Origin of the sequence: Halomonas saccharevitans, from assembly GCF_900116405.1 — a bacterium.
GTDB classification, from domain to species: domain Bacteria; phylum Pseudomonadota; class Gammaproteobacteria; order Pseudomonadales; family Halomonadaceae; genus Halomonas; species Halomonas saccharevitans.
Genome location: NZ_FPAQ01000013.1, coordinates 1 through 14,887, shown reverse-complemented (window position 1 = coordinate 14,887; position 14,887 = coordinate 1). Strand labels below are relative to the sequence as shown.

Below are 14,887 nucleotides of genomic sequence, written 5' to 3'. Positions count from 1 at the left end.
ACCCTTATCGAGGTTTCCGCATGCCTGAAGGGCCCGAGATCCGTCGCGCCGCCGACCGCGTGCATCGCCAGATTGCCGGTCGGCGTCTCGATGACGCCTGGTTCGCCTTTCCCGAGTTGGCGGGGCAGGCCGCCTCACTGATCGGACGTGAGGTAGACGCCGTGGACAGCTGGGGCAAGGCGCTTCTGACCCGTTTCAACGACGGCCGCGTGCTCTATTCCCACAACCAGCTCTACGGAGTCTGGAAGCTGCATGATGCCGAACGCGAGCCGGACACCGGCCGCTCGCTGCGGGTGCGCCTGGTCGCCGAGGGCAGGGCGGCCAGCCTCTACAGCGCCTCGGACGTCTCGCTGTGGGATGCCGAGCGGCTCGACGAGCACCCGTTTCTGTCGCGCCTCGGCCCGGACGTCCTGACCCACGGGGTGACGGTGGAGCAGGCCATGACGCGTCTTCTCGAGCCGCGCTTTCGCCGCCGGGGCCTGGGCGGGCTGCTGCTCGATCAGGGGTTGTTCGCCGGCATCGGCAACTACCTGCGCTCCGAGATCCTGTTCTTCGCCGGCCTCCATCATCGCGTGAAGCCCCAAGCCCTCGAGGAGGAGAGGCTGGCACGCCTGGCGCAGTGCATCCTCTCGGTCACGCGCCAGGCCTACGACGAGGCCGGGGTGACCAATCGTGAGGAGTGGGCGTCTGCCGATCGTGCCCGAGGCGCCTCCCGACGCCGCTGGCGCTTCGCCGTCTTCGAGCGCGAGGGGTTGGCGTGCCACGCCTGCGGGGCCGCGATCGAACGTACCTCGGTGAGCTCACGACGCATCTATTTCTGCCCCAGCTGTCAACCTGAGCCTTCCCGCTAATAAGATTTATACCGTTATCTATCATTGCTACTAAACAGCAGCTCCGACCATTGGCGAGAATGTCGACAGCCTCGAGGGTAGGGTATAATGCCCGCCGTTCAGGCCCACCGAGGCGCCATCTCACAGCGCAGGTAGGCATGCCGACAACGCCAAGGAGCTCCTTGCCCATGACCGTGATTCGCCAGGACGATCTGATCCAGAGCGTCGCCGATGCCCTGCAGTACATCTCCTATTACCATCCGAAGGACTTCATCGACGCCATGGCCGCGGCCTACGAGCGGGAGGAGAACCCGGCAGCCAAGGACGCGATCGCGCAGATCCTGATCAACTCGCGGATGTGTGCCTTCGGCAAGCGCCCGATCTGCCAGGACACCGGCATCGTCACGGTCTTCGTGCATGTCGGCATGAACGTCCGCTTCGAGGCCGACATGAGCCTCGACGACATGATCAACGAGGGCGTGCGTCGCGCCTATCAGCTGCCGGATAACGTGCTGCGCGCCTCGGTGCTGGCCGACCCCGACGGCAAGCGCGCCAACACCAAGGACAACACCCCCGCGGTGATCCACCACAAGCTGGTGCCCGGCGACACCGTGGAGGTACACGTGGCGGCCAAGGGCGGCGGCAGCGAGGCCAAGTCCAAGTTCGCCATGCTCAACCCGTCGGACAGCGTGGTCGACTGGGTGATGGAGCAGCTGCCCAAGATGGGCGCCGGCTGGTGTCCGCCCGGCATGCTGGGCATCGGCATCGGCGGCACCGCCGAGAAGGCCATGGAGATCGCCAAGGAGGCGCTGCTCGATCCCATCGACATCCAGGACCTGCAGGCGCGCGGCCCGTCAAACCGCGCCGAGGAGCTGCGCCTGGAGCTGTTCGACAAGGTCAACAGGAGCGGCATCGGCGCCCAGGGGCTGGGCGGGCTGACCACGGTGCTCGACATCAAGGTCAAGGACTATCCGACCCACGCCGCCAACAAGCCGGTGGCGATCATCCCCAACTGCGCCGCCACCCGCCACGCGCACTTCACCCTGGACGGCTCCGGCCCCGCGGCACTGCCTACACCGAAGCTCGAGGACTGGCCGGAGATCACCCGCGAGGCGGGCGACAACGTCAAACGCGTCGACCTCGACAGCGTGACGCCGGAGGAGGTCAAGACCTGGCGGCCTGGCGACACACTGCTGCTCAACGGCAAGCTGCTCACCGGCCGCGACGCCGCCCACAAGCGCATGGTCGACATGATCGGCAAGGGCGAGCCGCTGCCCGTCGACATGCGGGGCCGCTTCATCTACTACGTCGGCCCGGTGGATCCGGTGCGCGACGAGGTGGTCGGGCCGGCCGGGCCGACCACCTCCACGCGGATGGACAAGTTCACCCGTACCATGCTCGAGGAGACTGGCCTGCTGGGCATGGTCGGCAAGGCCGAGCGCGGCGAGGCGGCCATCGAGGCGATCCGCGACAACCAGGCGGTCTACCTGATGGCGGTGGGCGGCTCCGCCTACCTGGTCGCCCAGGCGATCAAGCAGGCCCGTGTGGTGGGCTTCGAGGACCTCGGCATGGAAGCGATCTATGAGTTCGAGGTCGAGGATATGCCGGTGACCGTGGCAGTCGACAGCGCCGGTACGTCCGTGCACCAGACCGGCCCGGCGAAGTGGAAGGAGATCATCGCCGAGCGCGCCTGATTCTCACGCGAACGCTTACGACGGCCCCGCCATCTGGTGGGGCCGTCGTCGTTAGGGGTATGCTGGGCGGGTAGGCAACAGGACATTGTGTTTTCGGACGGCCACGCCGTCGTCCCACGGAACGGGGACCCGACCATGACCTCCTGGCTGATTGGCCTGGCGATCTTCCTGATATACGTGCTGGGCATACTCTCGGCGGTGCTGGCCCTGATGTCGGCGCGCACTTCTCAGGGCGCCATCGCCTGGATCATCTCGCTTTTAACCATGCCCTACCTGGCGGTGCCGGCCTACTGGATCTTCGGCCGCCCGCGATTCTATGGCTACGTGCTGGCCCGGGGCGAGCGCGACAGCGTGCTGCGCCGCCAGCTGCACCGTTACCGGGATCGTTTCGAACCCTACCTGTCATCTGCCAGCAATGCCGACATACGCGCGGTGGAGCAGCTCGCCCTGATGCCGCTCACCCGGGGCAACCGAGCCGAGCTGCTGGTCGACGGCGAGGCCACCTTCGAGAGCCTGTTTGCCGGCATCGAAGCCGCCGAGGAGTACATCCTCATTCAGTTCTTCATCGTGCGCGATGACGCCCTGGGGCTCGAGCTCAAGCAGCGCCTGCAGCGCGCCGCCGAGAGGGGAGTGCGGGTGTGCTTCCTGTTTGACGAGATCGGCTCCCACAGCCTTCCCGAGCGCTACCTCCGCGATCTGCGCATGGCCGGCGTGGAGGTAAGCGCCTTTCGCTCCTCGCGGGGCCTGAAACATCGCTTCCAGCTCAACTTCCGCAATCACCGCAAGGTACTGGTGGTGGACGGCCGCGAGGGCTGGACCGGCGGCTTCAACGTCGGTACGGAGTACCTGGGCGAGAACCCGCGCCTCGGCCACTGGCGCGACACCCACCTGAAACTCAGCGGCCCCAGCGTGCTGGGGCTGCAGGAGGCCTTCTGGGAGGACTGGCACTGGGCCACCGGCGAGATGATCTCGCTGACCTGGACCCCCGTGCCCTTTGCAGGCGACCGCCAGGACGAGGGCCTGGCGGAGAGCCAGAGCGTGGTGATCGTGCCCTCGGGGCCGGCGGATCAGCTGGAGACGGCGAGCCTGCTGGTGCAGCACGCGATCCACAGCGCCCATGAGCGGCTGTGGGTGACGAGCCCCTACTTCGTGCCCGACCAGGGCGTGCAGGACGCGCTGCGCTTGGCGGCGATGCGCGGGGTGGATGTGAGGATCATGATGCCCGAGCGGCCCGACCACCTGCTGGTCTTCCTCTCGGCCTTCTCCTTCCTGCCCGACATGCTGCGCGCCGGGGTCAAGGTCTTCCGCTACCAGCCGGGCTTCCTGCATCAGAAGGTCATGCTGATCGACGACGTCGCCGCCAGCGTGGGCACGGTGAATCTCGACAACCGCTCGTTTCGGCTCAACTTCGAGATCACCGCCGTGGTGCCTGACCGGCGCTTCGCCGCCGAGGTGCGCCAGATGCTCGAGCGCGACTTCGGCGACTGCCGTCGCGTCACGCTCGAGGAGCTCACGCGTCGCCCGCTGTGGCGAAAGCTGCTCTCTCGGGCCGCCTACCTGCTCTCGCCGATCCAGTGATGCGGCTTGGGTCGCGCTCCCGGCTGGGGTACATTAGCGGGCTTCAAACGCTCCCCGTCGGGGGGCAGGCATCACGATATCCTGGGGAGTCCTGGTGAACCTCGAGACCAAATGGCTGGAAGACTTCGTCGCCCTGGCCAGCACGCGCAGCTTCTCGGGCTCGGCCCGTCAGCGCCACGTCACCCAGCCGGCCTTCAGCCGGCGCATTCGCTCCCTGGAGCAGGCCGTGGGCGTGACTCTGGTCGACCGCTCCACCACGCCGGTGGACCTCACCCCGGAAGGGCAGCTGTTCCTGGTCACCGCCCGCAACATCGTCGAGCAGCTCAACGAGAGCCTCGGCCACCTGCGCGGCCTGGCCATGGCCAATGAGGCGCTGGACATCGTCGCCGCCCACTCGCTGGCCCTGAGCTTCTATCCGCAGTGGATCTCCCGCCTGCAGCAGGGCCTCGGTGAGCTGCCGACACGGCTGGTCGCCATGAACGTGGGCGATGCTATCCACGTGCTGCGTGAGGGCAACTGCGACCTGATGCTGGCCTACTACGACCCCTACGCCAGCATGCAGCTGGATGCCGAGGTCTTTCCCTCCTTCTCCATCGGCCAGGTGAAGATGCTGCCCGTCTGCCTGCCCGACGAGCAGGGCAAGCCGCGCTTCACCCTCGAAGGCCAGGAATCGATTCCCTACCTGGCCTATACCCAGGGCGCCTTTCTCGGGCGCAGCGTGCGCATGCTGCTCAAGAACGACCCGGTGCGCATGCGACTGCGCACCGTCTACGAGACTGCCATGGCCGAGGGCCTGAAGGGCATGGTGATGCAGGGCATGGGCATGGCCTGGATTCCCGACTTCTGCATTCGCCAGGAGCTCAAGGACGGCCGCCTGGTGCGCGCCGGTGGCGAACAGTGGGACGTGCCGTTGGAGATTCGTCTCTACCGCTGCTCGCTGGTGCACAAGCCAGGCGTCGAGAAGCTGTGGCGGCAGATGATGAAGTTGCCGCGGGATTTCCTGCAGGCCTGAAAAAGGCAGGATTTCCTACTGCGCTCTATAGCTCGGCGTCCCCACCTACTCTTCGCTCGTCACGGAAATTCCAGCCTTTTTAGAAGCTCGGGGCTTCGGGGTCTGCCCCCCATGGTTCTGCTGCACTGCCGTGATCACGGCCCGCCGAAGTCGGCGGGCAGGCCCAGGAAGTCCTGGATGATGAAGAAGTGATCCTCGAACAGGCTCTCGGGATCGAGGTCGGCCAGCGGCACCCAGCGGGCATGGTCGCCGCCCTTGACCGGCTTGAGTTGGGGCAGCTGCTGCTCGGGGCGCAGCGCGAAGTAGAAGGCCTCGGCCAGGGTCCGGCCGCGCCAGCTGCGGTGGGGCTCGTCGAAGAGCCGCTGGCCGCGTAGCGAGCCCTTGAGTACCGCCTCCGGCACCTTCAATCGCACCCGCTCGCGAAGCTCCCTCAGGCAGGCGTCCATCAGCCGCTCATGGGGGCTGATGAAGCCGCCGGGCAGCGCATAGAGCCCCTTGCCCGGGGCGGCGGTGCGCCTCACCAACAGCACATGGCCGGACTGCACCACCACGGCATTGACGGTGACGAAGATGGGCGGGTAGGGGGCCTGGGCCCAGGCCTGGCGATACTGATCCAGCAGGTGCTGCTCCTCGACCAGCTGGCCGTAGGTCGCTTCCTCGAGGAAGGTGCGGATCCGCGCCACCACGCCGGGGGGCAGGTCGTGGGCCGCGTGGGTGCTCAGGTAGTCCTCCGCCGACGCCGCCGAGCGGAACAGCCGGTCGCGAATGCGGCTCGCCGAGATGCCCTCCACCAGCGGCACGCTCACCGACTCCCACTGGGGAAACAGCGCCAGGTAGTAGCTGGACTGGCCGCGACTGGCGCCGATCAGGCCGATGCGCGGCAGTCGCGCGTGCTCGGGGCTTGCGATGTCGCGCACCTTGCGCTGTACGTCGCGCACCCAGACGTCGTTGTTGTAGAGGGCGTCGAGCAGCGGCACGACCTTCAGGCGAGCATTCTCCTCCTCCTCGAAGGCGCTGCGCAGCATGCGCAGCCGCTCCTCGTAGCGCCAGGGATTGCGCAGCGAGCGCGCCTGCCAGGCGGAACCCACCAGCACGATGACCTGACGCGCCTGGCGCAGCGCCTCTCGAATCACCGCCAGGTGTCCCAGGTGAGGCGGCTGGAAGCGGCCGATGAACACCAGACAGTCGAATTCGGTAGCGCTGTCGTCCGGTCGTGCGGTCATGAAGGCTCCTGGCGGAAGAGGAGGAAGGCGTGAGCCGGGGCCATTATGGTCAGCCCCGCGTATCGCTGCAATCGCCGCGAGCCTCGGCGAGGCGGTGTCCATTCGGTTATGCTGAAACAAACGACACAGGCACGAGGAACGCAGTGATAAAGCCAAACGTGACGAGCATACGCCAGGCGGTGCAGTTCTGGTGGAACGTGGTGCAGGGCGCCGTGAGGCTCTGGCTGGAGCGCAACGCCTTCAGCTACGCCGGGTCGCTGGCCTTCTACACGCTCTTTTCCCTGGCCCCCACGATGATCATCGCGGTCACGGTGATCGGCGTGGTGCTCGGCGAGGAGGCCGCCCAGGGCCAGATCGTCGCCCAGCTGCAGAGCACCATGGGCCACGACGCCGCCGCCGCCATCGAGCAGGCGGTCGCCCAGTCGAGGATTCAGGAATCCGGCCTGCTGCCGACGCTGCTCGGCGTCGGGGCGCTGCTGGTCGGTGCGACCACCGTCTTCGCCCAGATGCAGTTCTCGCTCAACACCCTGTGGGGCGTCACCGCTCGCCCCAGCGGCAACAGCGCGCTCAAGTTCATCCAGAATCGTCTGCTGTCGCTGGCCGTGGTGCTGGCCATCGGCTTCATTCTGCTGGTCTCGCTGGTACTCGGCGTAGTGGTGCGCGCCGTGCTCCAGGCGGGGGACGACCTCTTGCCCTATGTGGGCATGCTGACCAGCGCCGCCGAGTTCCTGGTGTCGCTGGCGGTGATCGCCGCGCTCTTCGCTACCATCTTCAAGGTGTTGCCGGACGTGGTGCTGCGCTGGCAGGACGTGCTGGTCGGCGCCGTGGTCACCGCGGCGCTGTTCGCCATCGGCCGCTGGGGCATCGCCATCTACCTGGCCTATACGGCCACGGCCTCCACCTACGGCGCGGCGGGCTCGGTGGTAATGATCCTGCTGTGGGTCTACTACAGCTCGCTGATCCTCCTGTTCGGAGCCGCCTTCACCAAGTGCCACCTGCTGGCCCGAGGGCAGAACGTGGTGCCGCGCAATTCCGCGGTGCTGGTGCGCCATGAGCTGCTCGAACGACACGAGCTCGGCGAGCCCGAGGGCGCCGATACGAGCGCTGGTCAAGAGCCCTGACGAAGAGTATCGATAAAGCGCACCAAGACGGACGAACAGGAGACAAAAGCAGAAGGCCGGCAATCGCCGGCCTTCTGCGCTAGGCCACGTGCTGGCCCCGTCCTGGTGCGTTCCTCGAGCCTCAGTCGGCGGGGCGGAAGCGCTCCCGGGCCAGGTCGTCGGCGACGATGGCCGGACTCTGTCCCTCGCGCTCGGCCCGCGCGAAGATCTCGGCGAGGGTGGTGCCGATGCCCTCGATATGGGCCATGACGGCCTCGCGCGCATAGTCGTCGCGCCGTTGCCAGGCGATCTCGATCACTCCGCCGGCGTTGGCCACGTAGTCCGGGGTGTAGAGAATCCCGCGGGCCTGCAGGCGCTTTGCCATCTCGGGGGTAGCGAGCTGGTTGTTGGCGGCGCCGCAGACCACCGTCGCCCGCAAGCGCTCGACCACCTCGGCGGAGAGAGCGGCGCCCAGGGCGCAGGGGGCGAAGACATCGACCTCGGCATCGGCGATCGCCTCCGGCGCCACGGTCTCGGCGCCGAGCTCCTCGGCGAGATGGGCAAGAGCCGCCGTATCGACGTCGGTCAGCACCAGCCGAGCCCCCGCCGCGTGCAGGTGGCGAGCCAGGTGGGCGCCGACGTGACCGACGCCCTGCACGGCGACGCGCAGGCCGCTCAGGTCGTCACGCCCCAGGCGATGACGCACGGCGCTTTTCAGCGCACTGAACACGCCCCAGGCCGTGAAGGGCGAGGGATCACCGGAGGCCTGCCCATGGCGGGGCAGGCCACCCACATGCTCAGTGGCCTCGGCGATCAGGCGCATGTCGTCCTCGCCGGATCCCGAGTCCTCGGCGGTGATGTAGGCGCCGTTCAGGGAGTCGACCAGGCGACCCATGGCGCGCAGCAGCTCAGGCGTCTTGTGCCGGCGGGGATCGGCGATGATCACCGCCTTGCCGCCGCCCAGCGGCAGATCGGCCAGCGCCGACTTGTAGGTCATGCCGCGGGAGAGTCGCAGCACATCGGTGAGGGCCTCGGCGTCGCTTTCGTAGGGGAAGATACGCAGTCCGCCCAGGGCGGGGCCGCGGGTGGTGTCGTGGATGGCGATGATGGCGCGCAGGCCGCTCGCCTCGTCGCTGCCGAAGACGATCTGCTGGTGATGATCGAATTCGGGGTGGTCGAAGACCGGCATGACGTGTCTCCCTCGTGAGGATGATTGTTGTGGTGATGTCTGCCCGGGTAGGGCGATCCTCGGCCGCGGTCGGCTTGTGGCCGTGAGGCGTCCGGGGATACCGCTAAGCCTAGGGCATCGGCCTTCGTACGGGAAGTGGTCAGGCGCGTGGGCGAGCCGGCTACGAGACGGTAACGGTGGGGGGTGGCGAGGGGGGAATGCGGGGAAGAGCGCAGAGGACTGGCCGCGACGACGGCCGGGCTGGTAGAAAGGAGGAAATTCCCATCGCAATCATCAGGAGACGGCCATGGACACGTGCTGCGCGAAGGCGCTGGTGACCGGCAAGGTGCAGGGGGTGTGGTATCGCCGGGCGACCCAGGAGCAGGCTCTCAAGGCCGGCATTACCGGCCATGCGCTCAACTTGCCGGATGGACGAGTGGAAGTGCTGATGTGCGGCGAGCGCGAGGCGGTCAAGCGCCTCGCCGAGTGGCTGTGGAAGGGCCCGGACGGGGCGCGGGTCACCCACGTGGAATTCGAGGTGATCGAGACGCACGTCCCGGACGACTTCCGCACCGGCTAGGCCGGCCATTCCCTCACGACCATAACGGGCGAGCGGGCCCGGTGGAGCAGAACTAGGCGCCCCGGCGGCCGCCGGGGCGCGGCGCTCAGGCCAGGGTGTCGGCGATCCAGTCGCTGACAGCCGCGCCGTCGACACCCAGGCAGACCTCCACCAGCGGCGTGCGCGACCAGCGTGCCTCGATGAAGCCGCGCCCCGCGGGGGCGAAGATGGTCTGGCCCTCGGCATCGCCGTCGGTGGCCACGGTCAGATGGCCACGCGCCGTGGTGAAGAGCTCCGGGCGCAGCAGCCAGGCCAGGGCGCAGCTGTCGTGGGGGCAGCAGCCGTCGATGCCCAGCGCCTCGCGGTAGAAGTCCCGGTAGAAGGCGAAGCTTCCCGCCAGCACCTTGCCGAGTTCCCCCTGGCCCGCCTCGATGCGACTCATGTGGGCGTCGGTCAGCACGCAGCGGTGGGTGACGTCCAGGCCGACCAGCGTCAGCGGCCAGCCGGCGGTCAGCACCCGGGCCGCGGCGTCCGGGTCGTTGAACATGTTGGCCTCGGCCACCGGGCTGACGTTGCCGCCCTCGCGGATCGAGCCCCCCATGATCACCACGTGCTTCACCTTGTCGATGATGTCCGGGTCGAGCTGCAGGGCGGCGGCCAGGTTGCCCACCGGACCGACGGCGACCAGCGTGACCTCGCCGGGCCGAGCCATCACGGTGTCGACGATGAACTGCGCGGCGCTCACGCCCTCGGCCCGCCCCGTGACCGGTGGCAGGGCGATGTCGCCCAGGCCGTTGGCGCCGTGGATGTGAGCCGGCGGCGGATGGCGATCCTTGACCATCGGCCCCGCCGCCCCCTGGGCGACGGGGATCTCCCGCCCGGCAAGCTCCGCCAGCAGCAGGGCATTGTGAGTCGCCGTCTCCACATCGACGTTGCCGTAGGTGGTGGTCATGCCCAGCAGCTCGATCTCGGGATGGCGCAGGGCGATGGCGATGGCCTGGGCGTCGTCGACGCCCGGGTCGGTATCGAAGATGATCGGATGCGTCACGGTGGGGCTCCTTTCCTTTAAGACATCAGCGGCATTGGCGGCGGGGCGGACGGATCAGCGTGCCACGCAGCCGTCGCTCAGGGCGCGCTCGACCGCATCGCGCTGGGGAATGCTCTCGGTGGCCCCCTCGACCTGGACGCCCAGGGCGGCGGCCGTGGCGGCAAGCCGCAGGCAGTCGGTGACGGTCTGTCCCTCCTGCAGGGCCGTCATGTAGTAGCCGATGAAGGTATCGCCAGCCGCGGTGGTGTCCCGCGGCGCCACCGGCAGCGCCGGCTGGAAGTGGCGTTCACCGCCGCCCTGGAACCAGGCGCCGTCACCGCCCAGGGTCAGCACGGTATCGGTGTCCGGCAGGCGGCGCGCCAGGCCCTCCAGCAGCGCCTCGGGGGCGGCATCCTCGTCGACGCCGGCGAGCCAGGCGGCCTCGCCGCGGTTGACGAACAGCAGCGTGCACCCCGACAGGGGAAGCGACAGCACCTCGGCTCCCATGGGCGCGGGGTTGAAGGCGACCTTGAGCCCACGCTCGGCGGCGTGTTCCAGCACCTCGGGCAGGGCGTTGGTCTCGTTCTGGGCCAGCAGCCAGTCGCCGGGGCGCGTGGCGTCGAGGCGCGTCTCGAGGTCGGCGACATCGAAGCCGTGGTTGGCGCCGGGAAACAGGATGATGGCGTTCTCGCCCTGATCGTCGACTTGGATGACGGCATGGCCGCTGGGCGCGTCGACCAGCGCGATGCCGGCGACCTCCACGCCGGCCTCGCCGAGCAGCGAACGGGCCCAGGCATCGCGGTGATTGAGGCGGCCCCAGTGGCTGACTCGGCCGCCGGCGCGGGCCATGGCCAGCGACTGGTTGGCGCCCTTGCCACCGAGGCCGACGCGGTAGTCACGGCTGGCCAGGGTCTCGCCGGGTCTCACCAGATGGGATACGCGATAGAAGTGATCGAGGTTGATGGACCCGAAATTGTGCAGCATGTCGTCCTCTTGCAATCAGTCAGTCGGCCAGCCAGTGGCGCAGGTTGTCGGCGGTCAGGGCCACGATGCGCTGGCGAGCCTCGGGGGTGATCCAGGCATTGTGGGGGGTGACGATCAGGTTGAGCGGCTCGTTCAGGGCGTCGAGCAGCGGATGACCGTCGCGGGGCGGCTCCGTCGGCAGCACGTCGACCGCCAGCCCGCCGAGGCGATGGTCGCGCAGCGCCGCCAGTGCCGCCGCTTCGTCGATGATGCCGCCCCGGGCGCAGTTGATCAGCAGTGCGCCGGGCTTCAGGGTCGCCAGCAGGTCGGCGTCGACCAGGTGACGGGTGGCCTCGGTGAGCGGACAGTGCAGGCTGATCGCGTCCGCCACGGGGGCCAGCTCGACAAGGCTCTGCCGGCTGTCGTGAGCCTCGTTGCCGGGACGGGCCGCGAAGTCGACGTGCATGCCGAAGGCCTGGGCGAGGCGCGCCACCTTGGAGCCCAGCTCCCCCTGGCCGACGATCACCAGCCGCTTGCCCTCCAGTTGCAGGGTGGTGTGATCCATCAGGCAGAAGAAGGGGCTCTCGCCCCACTGGCCCTCGGCCACGTCCCGCTGATAGCGGGGCAGGCGGGTGGCCAGGGCGAGCATCAGCATCAGGGTGTGCTGGGCCACGCTGGCGGTGCCGTAGGCGGTGACGTTGCGCACGGCGATGCCCAGGCGTTCGGCGGCGGCCATGTCGATATTGTTGGTGCCGGTGGCCAGCACGCAGATCAGCTTTAGCTCGGGCAGCGCCGCCAGGGCGTCGCCGTCGAGCACCACCTTGTTGACGATGGCCACCTCGGCGCCGGCCAGCCGCTCGACGACCTGCTCGCGGGCGCTGTATTCATGCACATCCAGGGCGTCGAGATGCGCTCGGATCGGGGTCAGGTCGATGCCTGGCCCGAGGCTTGCGGCGTCGAGAATGACGGCTTTCATAGGGAGGTCCTTGTCGAGTCGGCCGCATCGGAGGTTGAATCATGCCGGGGCTGGGCCTGGCAGGCGGCGGCAGGCTATAATACCCGGCTTTCGAGGCAGGCTTGGATTATCCGCGGGCCGGCCCTATATCGTACCGCACCCGCGCGCCCCGGCGAATGCCCGGCACGCGCTTGCCCATGGGACATGACAGATTTCGGGAGTGAGCAAACCATGCCCATCTACGAATACGAGTGCAAGGCCTGCGGCCACCGCCTGGAGAAGCTGCAGAAGATCAGCGCCGCGCCGCTGACGGACTGCCCGTCCTGCGAGGCAGCCGAGCTCAACCGCCTGATCTCCGCGGCGGGGTTCCGTCTGGCCGGCGGCGGCTGGTATGAGACCGATTTCAAGACCGGCAGCAAGAAAAACCTGGCCGGCGGCAGCGAGGGCGCGAAGACCGCCGCGACATCCGGCAAGGACGGAACGCTCGCCTGAGCCGTCCACGCTGCCTTTTCACCACTTCACGCAACGGAACAGGATACGACATGCGCAGCCATTATTGCGGCCAGCTCAACGAGACCCTGGTGGACCAGACGGTCACCCTGTGCGGCTGGGTTCATCGCCGCCGTGACCACGGGGGCGTCATCTTCCTCGACATGCGCGATCGCGACGGCATCGCCCAGGTCGTGGTGGACCCCGATACCGCCGAGGCCTTCGCCAATGCCGACCGCGCCCGCAGCGAGTACGTGCTGCGCATCCAGGGCCGGATCCGGCTGCGCCCGGAAGGCACCCAGAATCCCAACATGCCCACCGGGCTGATCGAAGTGCTGGCCAAGGAGGTCGAGGTCCTCAACACCGCCGCCACGCCGCCGTTCCAGCTCGACGAGCATGGCAAGGTGGGGGAGGAGGTGCGCCTCAAGCATCGCTACATCGACCTGCGCCGCCCGGAGATGATCGACAAGCTGCGCCTGCGCTCGCGCATCTCCCACAACGTGCGCGCCTTCCTCGAGGGGCAGGGCTTTCTCGACATCGAGACCCCGATCCTGACCCGCGCCACCCCCGAGGGCGCCCGCGACTACCTGGTGCCGAGCCGTACCCATCCGGGCAGCTTCTTCGCCCTGCCGCAGTCGCCGCAGCTGTTCAAGCAGCTGCTGATGGTGTCCGGGTTCGATCGCTACTACCAGATCGCCAAGTGCTTCCGCGACGAGGACCTGCGCGCCGACCGCCAGCCGGAGTTCACCCAGATCGATATCGAGGCCTCCTTCGTCGAAGAGGAGGACATCATGGGGATCACCGAGACGATGGTCCGCCAGCTCTTCAAGGAAGTGCTCGAGGTCGAACTGCCCGAGTTCCCGCGCATGCCCTATGCCGAGGCCATGAGTCGCTTCGGCTCCGACAAGCCGGACCTGCGCATCCCGCTCGAGCTCACCGACGTCGACGACCTGATGAAGGACGTTGACTTCAAGGTCTTCTCCGGCCCGGCCAACGCCGATGACGGCCGCGTGGCCGCGCTGAAGGTGAGCGGTGGCGCCAAGCTGTCGCGCAAGGAGATCGACGAGTACACCAAGTTCGTCGGCATCTACGGCGCCCGCGGCCTGGCCTGGATCAAGGTCAACGAGCGTGCCAAGGGCCTCGAGGGCCTGCAGTCGCCGATCGTCAAGTTCATGGAAGGCGTGGTCGAGACCCTGCTCGATCGCGTCGGCGCCGAGGATGGCGACATCATCTTCTTCGGCGCGGACAAGGCGCGCATCGTCAACGAGGCCCTGGGCGCGCTGCGCGTTCGCCTCGGCGAGGACCTGGACCTCTACACCGCCGAGTGGTCGCCGCTGTGGGTGGTCGACTTCCCGATGTTCGAGGAGGACGGCAACGCACGCCTGCAGGCGCTGCACCATCCGTTCACCGCGCCGTCCTGCGACGTCGAGACCCTCAAGTCCCATCCGGCCGGGGCTCTCTCGCGCGCCTACGACATGGTGCTCAACGGCACCGAGCTCGGCGGCGGCTCGATCCGTATCCACGATCAGGCGATGCAGCAGACCGTGCTCGAGGTGCTGGGCATCGATCAGGAGGAGGCCCGCGAGAAGTTCGGCTTCCTGCTCGACGCCCTGCAGTACGGCGCACCGCCCCACGGCGGCCTGGCCTTCGGCCTCGATCGCCTGGTGATGCTGATGAGCGGCGCCAAGACCATCCGTGAGGTGATCGCCTTCCCGAAGACCCAGAGCGCGTCCTGTCTGCTGACCGAGGCGCCGGGCGAGGTGAGCGGCGACCAGCTCAAGGAGCTCAACATCCGCCTGCGCCAGAAGGCCAAGGCCGAGGGCGCCGGCGAGTAAGCCTCGTCGTCCCCTCCAGCACCATCCCACCGGCGCCCCAGGGCGCCGGTGGCGTATCGATACCTGACCTTAAAAAGGGAGTCGCGGTTTTATCCGATACGAGAGGCGCCGGGGATAGGGCGAAGAGGAGGTCCTGGTATGGATTGACCTGTCAAGGGCTCGGTTGTCTCTTCAGTGCATGCGGTTGTCCTCAATGCCTACGGGTCAGGAAGCGAGGGGCTATCAGCGACGGTGGATCTCTCTGGTATTCGTGGGTTGGGTACCGACCTGTCATCACTTCGTCGCGGAGCTACCCTGCTCTACGCTCGAGGGTCACCCTGCCCCGGAGGGCGGGAGCCTCATAGGACCGCCAGGGGTTCTCCTACCGGCCCGACGCTCCCTGACCCGCAGGCACTGGGACACTGCCGTCATGTCGTGGCCCGGCTGCCGTGTGGCTTGCCCATTGCCTCGCAGG

Annotated in this window: 13 protein-coding genes; 8 read left to right on the top strand and 5 right to left on the bottom strand. The window is 67.9% G+C overall.

The window, feature by feature from the left end:
* Positions 1-20: 20 nt before the first annotated feature.
* From nei to BM388_RS07530, 4 genes are all read left to right on the top strand, one after another.
* Positions 21-851 (top strand): endonuclease VIII, encoded by an 831-nt coding sequence (nei, locus tag BM388_RS07545; RefSeq protein WP_089848756.1) that lies wholly within the window; start codon positions 21-23, stop codon positions 849-851.
* A gap of 167 nt (positions 852-1,018) precedes the next feature.
* Positions 1,019-2,524: a fumarate hydratase gene (locus BM388_RS07540; protein WP_089848755.1), complete on the top strand. Its 1,506-nt coding sequence runs from the start codon at positions 1,019-1,021 to the stop codon at positions 2,522-2,524.
* 135 nt (positions 2,525-2,659) lie between these two features.
* A complete protein-coding gene (cls, locus tag BM388_RS07535; RefSeq protein ID WP_089848753.1) occupies positions 2,660-4,102 on the top strand; it encodes a cardiolipin synthase in 1,443 nt (480 codons plus the stop codon).
* 94 nt (positions 4,103-4,196) lie between these two features.
* Positions 4,197-5,114: a LysR substrate-binding domain-containing protein gene (locus tag BM388_RS07530; RefSeq protein ID WP_089848751.1), complete on the top strand. Its 918-nt coding sequence runs from the start codon at positions 4,197-4,199 to the stop codon at positions 5,112-5,114.
* Positions 5,115-5,248: 134 nt separating this feature from the next.
* On the opposite strand, the gene BM388_RS07525 is transcribed toward BM388_RS07530, so the two are convergent.
* The gene (locus BM388_RS07525) at positions 5,249-6,337 is read right to left on the bottom strand and encodes a bifunctional nicotinamide-nucleotide adenylyltransferase/Nudix hydroxylase (protein WP_089848749.1); all 1,089 of its coding nucleotides are present in this window, start codon (positions 6,335-6,337) and stop codon (positions 5,249-5,251) included.
* Positions 6,338-6,495: 158 nt separating this feature from the next.
* Between BM388_RS07525 and BM388_RS07520 the strand changes: the two genes are divergently transcribed.
* A complete protein-coding gene (locus BM388_RS07520) occupies positions 6,496-7,458 on the top strand; it encodes a YihY/virulence factor BrkB family protein (RefSeq protein WP_089848747.1) in 963 nt (320 codons plus the stop codon).
* Between the two features lie 121 nt (positions 7,459-7,579).
* Here the strand turns inward: BM388_RS07520 and BM388_RS07515 are convergent, their stop codons facing one another.
* Positions 7,580-8,626, bottom strand: a complete 1,047-nt coding sequence (locus tag BM388_RS07515) for a Glu/Leu/Phe/Val family dehydrogenase (RefSeq protein WP_089848745.1) — start codon at positions 8,624-8,626, stop codon at positions 7,580-7,582.
* A gap of 286 nt (positions 8,627-8,912) precedes the next feature.
* Between BM388_RS07515 and BM388_RS07510 the strand changes: the two genes are divergently transcribed.
* A complete protein-coding gene (locus tag BM388_RS07510; RefSeq protein WP_089848743.1) occupies positions 8,913-9,185 on the top strand; it encodes an acylphosphatase in 273 nt (90 codons plus the stop codon).
* Positions 9,186-9,270: 85 nt separating this feature from the next.
* On the opposite strand, the gene BM388_RS07505 is transcribed toward BM388_RS07510, so the two are convergent.
* The 3 genes from BM388_RS07505 to BM388_RS07495 are packed head-to-tail and all read right to left on the bottom strand — an operon-like array spanning position 9,271 to position 12,130.
* Positions 9,271-10,212, bottom strand: coding sequence for a nucleoside hydrolase (locus tag BM388_RS07505; protein ID WP_089848741.1), 942 nt, complete (start codon positions 10,210-10,212; stop codon positions 9,271-9,273).
* A 54-nt stretch (positions 10,213-10,266) separates the two neighbouring features.
* Positions 10,267-11,175, bottom strand: a complete 909-nt coding sequence (locus BM388_RS07500; protein WP_089848739.1) for a ribokinase — start codon at positions 11,173-11,175, stop codon at positions 10,267-10,269.
* Between the two features lie 19 nt (positions 11,176-11,194).
* Positions 11,195-12,130 carry a D-2-hydroxyacid dehydrogenase gene (locus BM388_RS07495; RefSeq protein WP_089848737.1) on the bottom strand — a complete coding sequence of 312 codons (936 nt, stop codon included), beginning with the start codon at positions 12,128-12,130 and terminating at the stop codon, positions 11,195-11,197.
* Between the two features lie 210 nt (positions 12,131-12,340).
* On the opposite strand from BM388_RS07495, the gene BM388_RS07490 reads away from it, so the two are divergent.
* Positions 12,341-12,601: an FmdB family zinc ribbon protein gene (locus BM388_RS07490; protein WP_089848735.1), complete on the top strand. Its 261-nt coding sequence runs from the start codon at positions 12,341-12,343 to the stop codon at positions 12,599-12,601.
* 50 nt (positions 12,602-12,651) lie between these two features.
* Entirely contained in the window at positions 12,652-14,433 is a 1,782-nt protein-coding gene (gene aspS, locus BM388_RS07485; RefSeq protein ID WP_089848733.1) for an aspartate--tRNA ligase, read from the top strand.
* Positions 14,434-14,887: the final 454 nt, after the last annotated feature.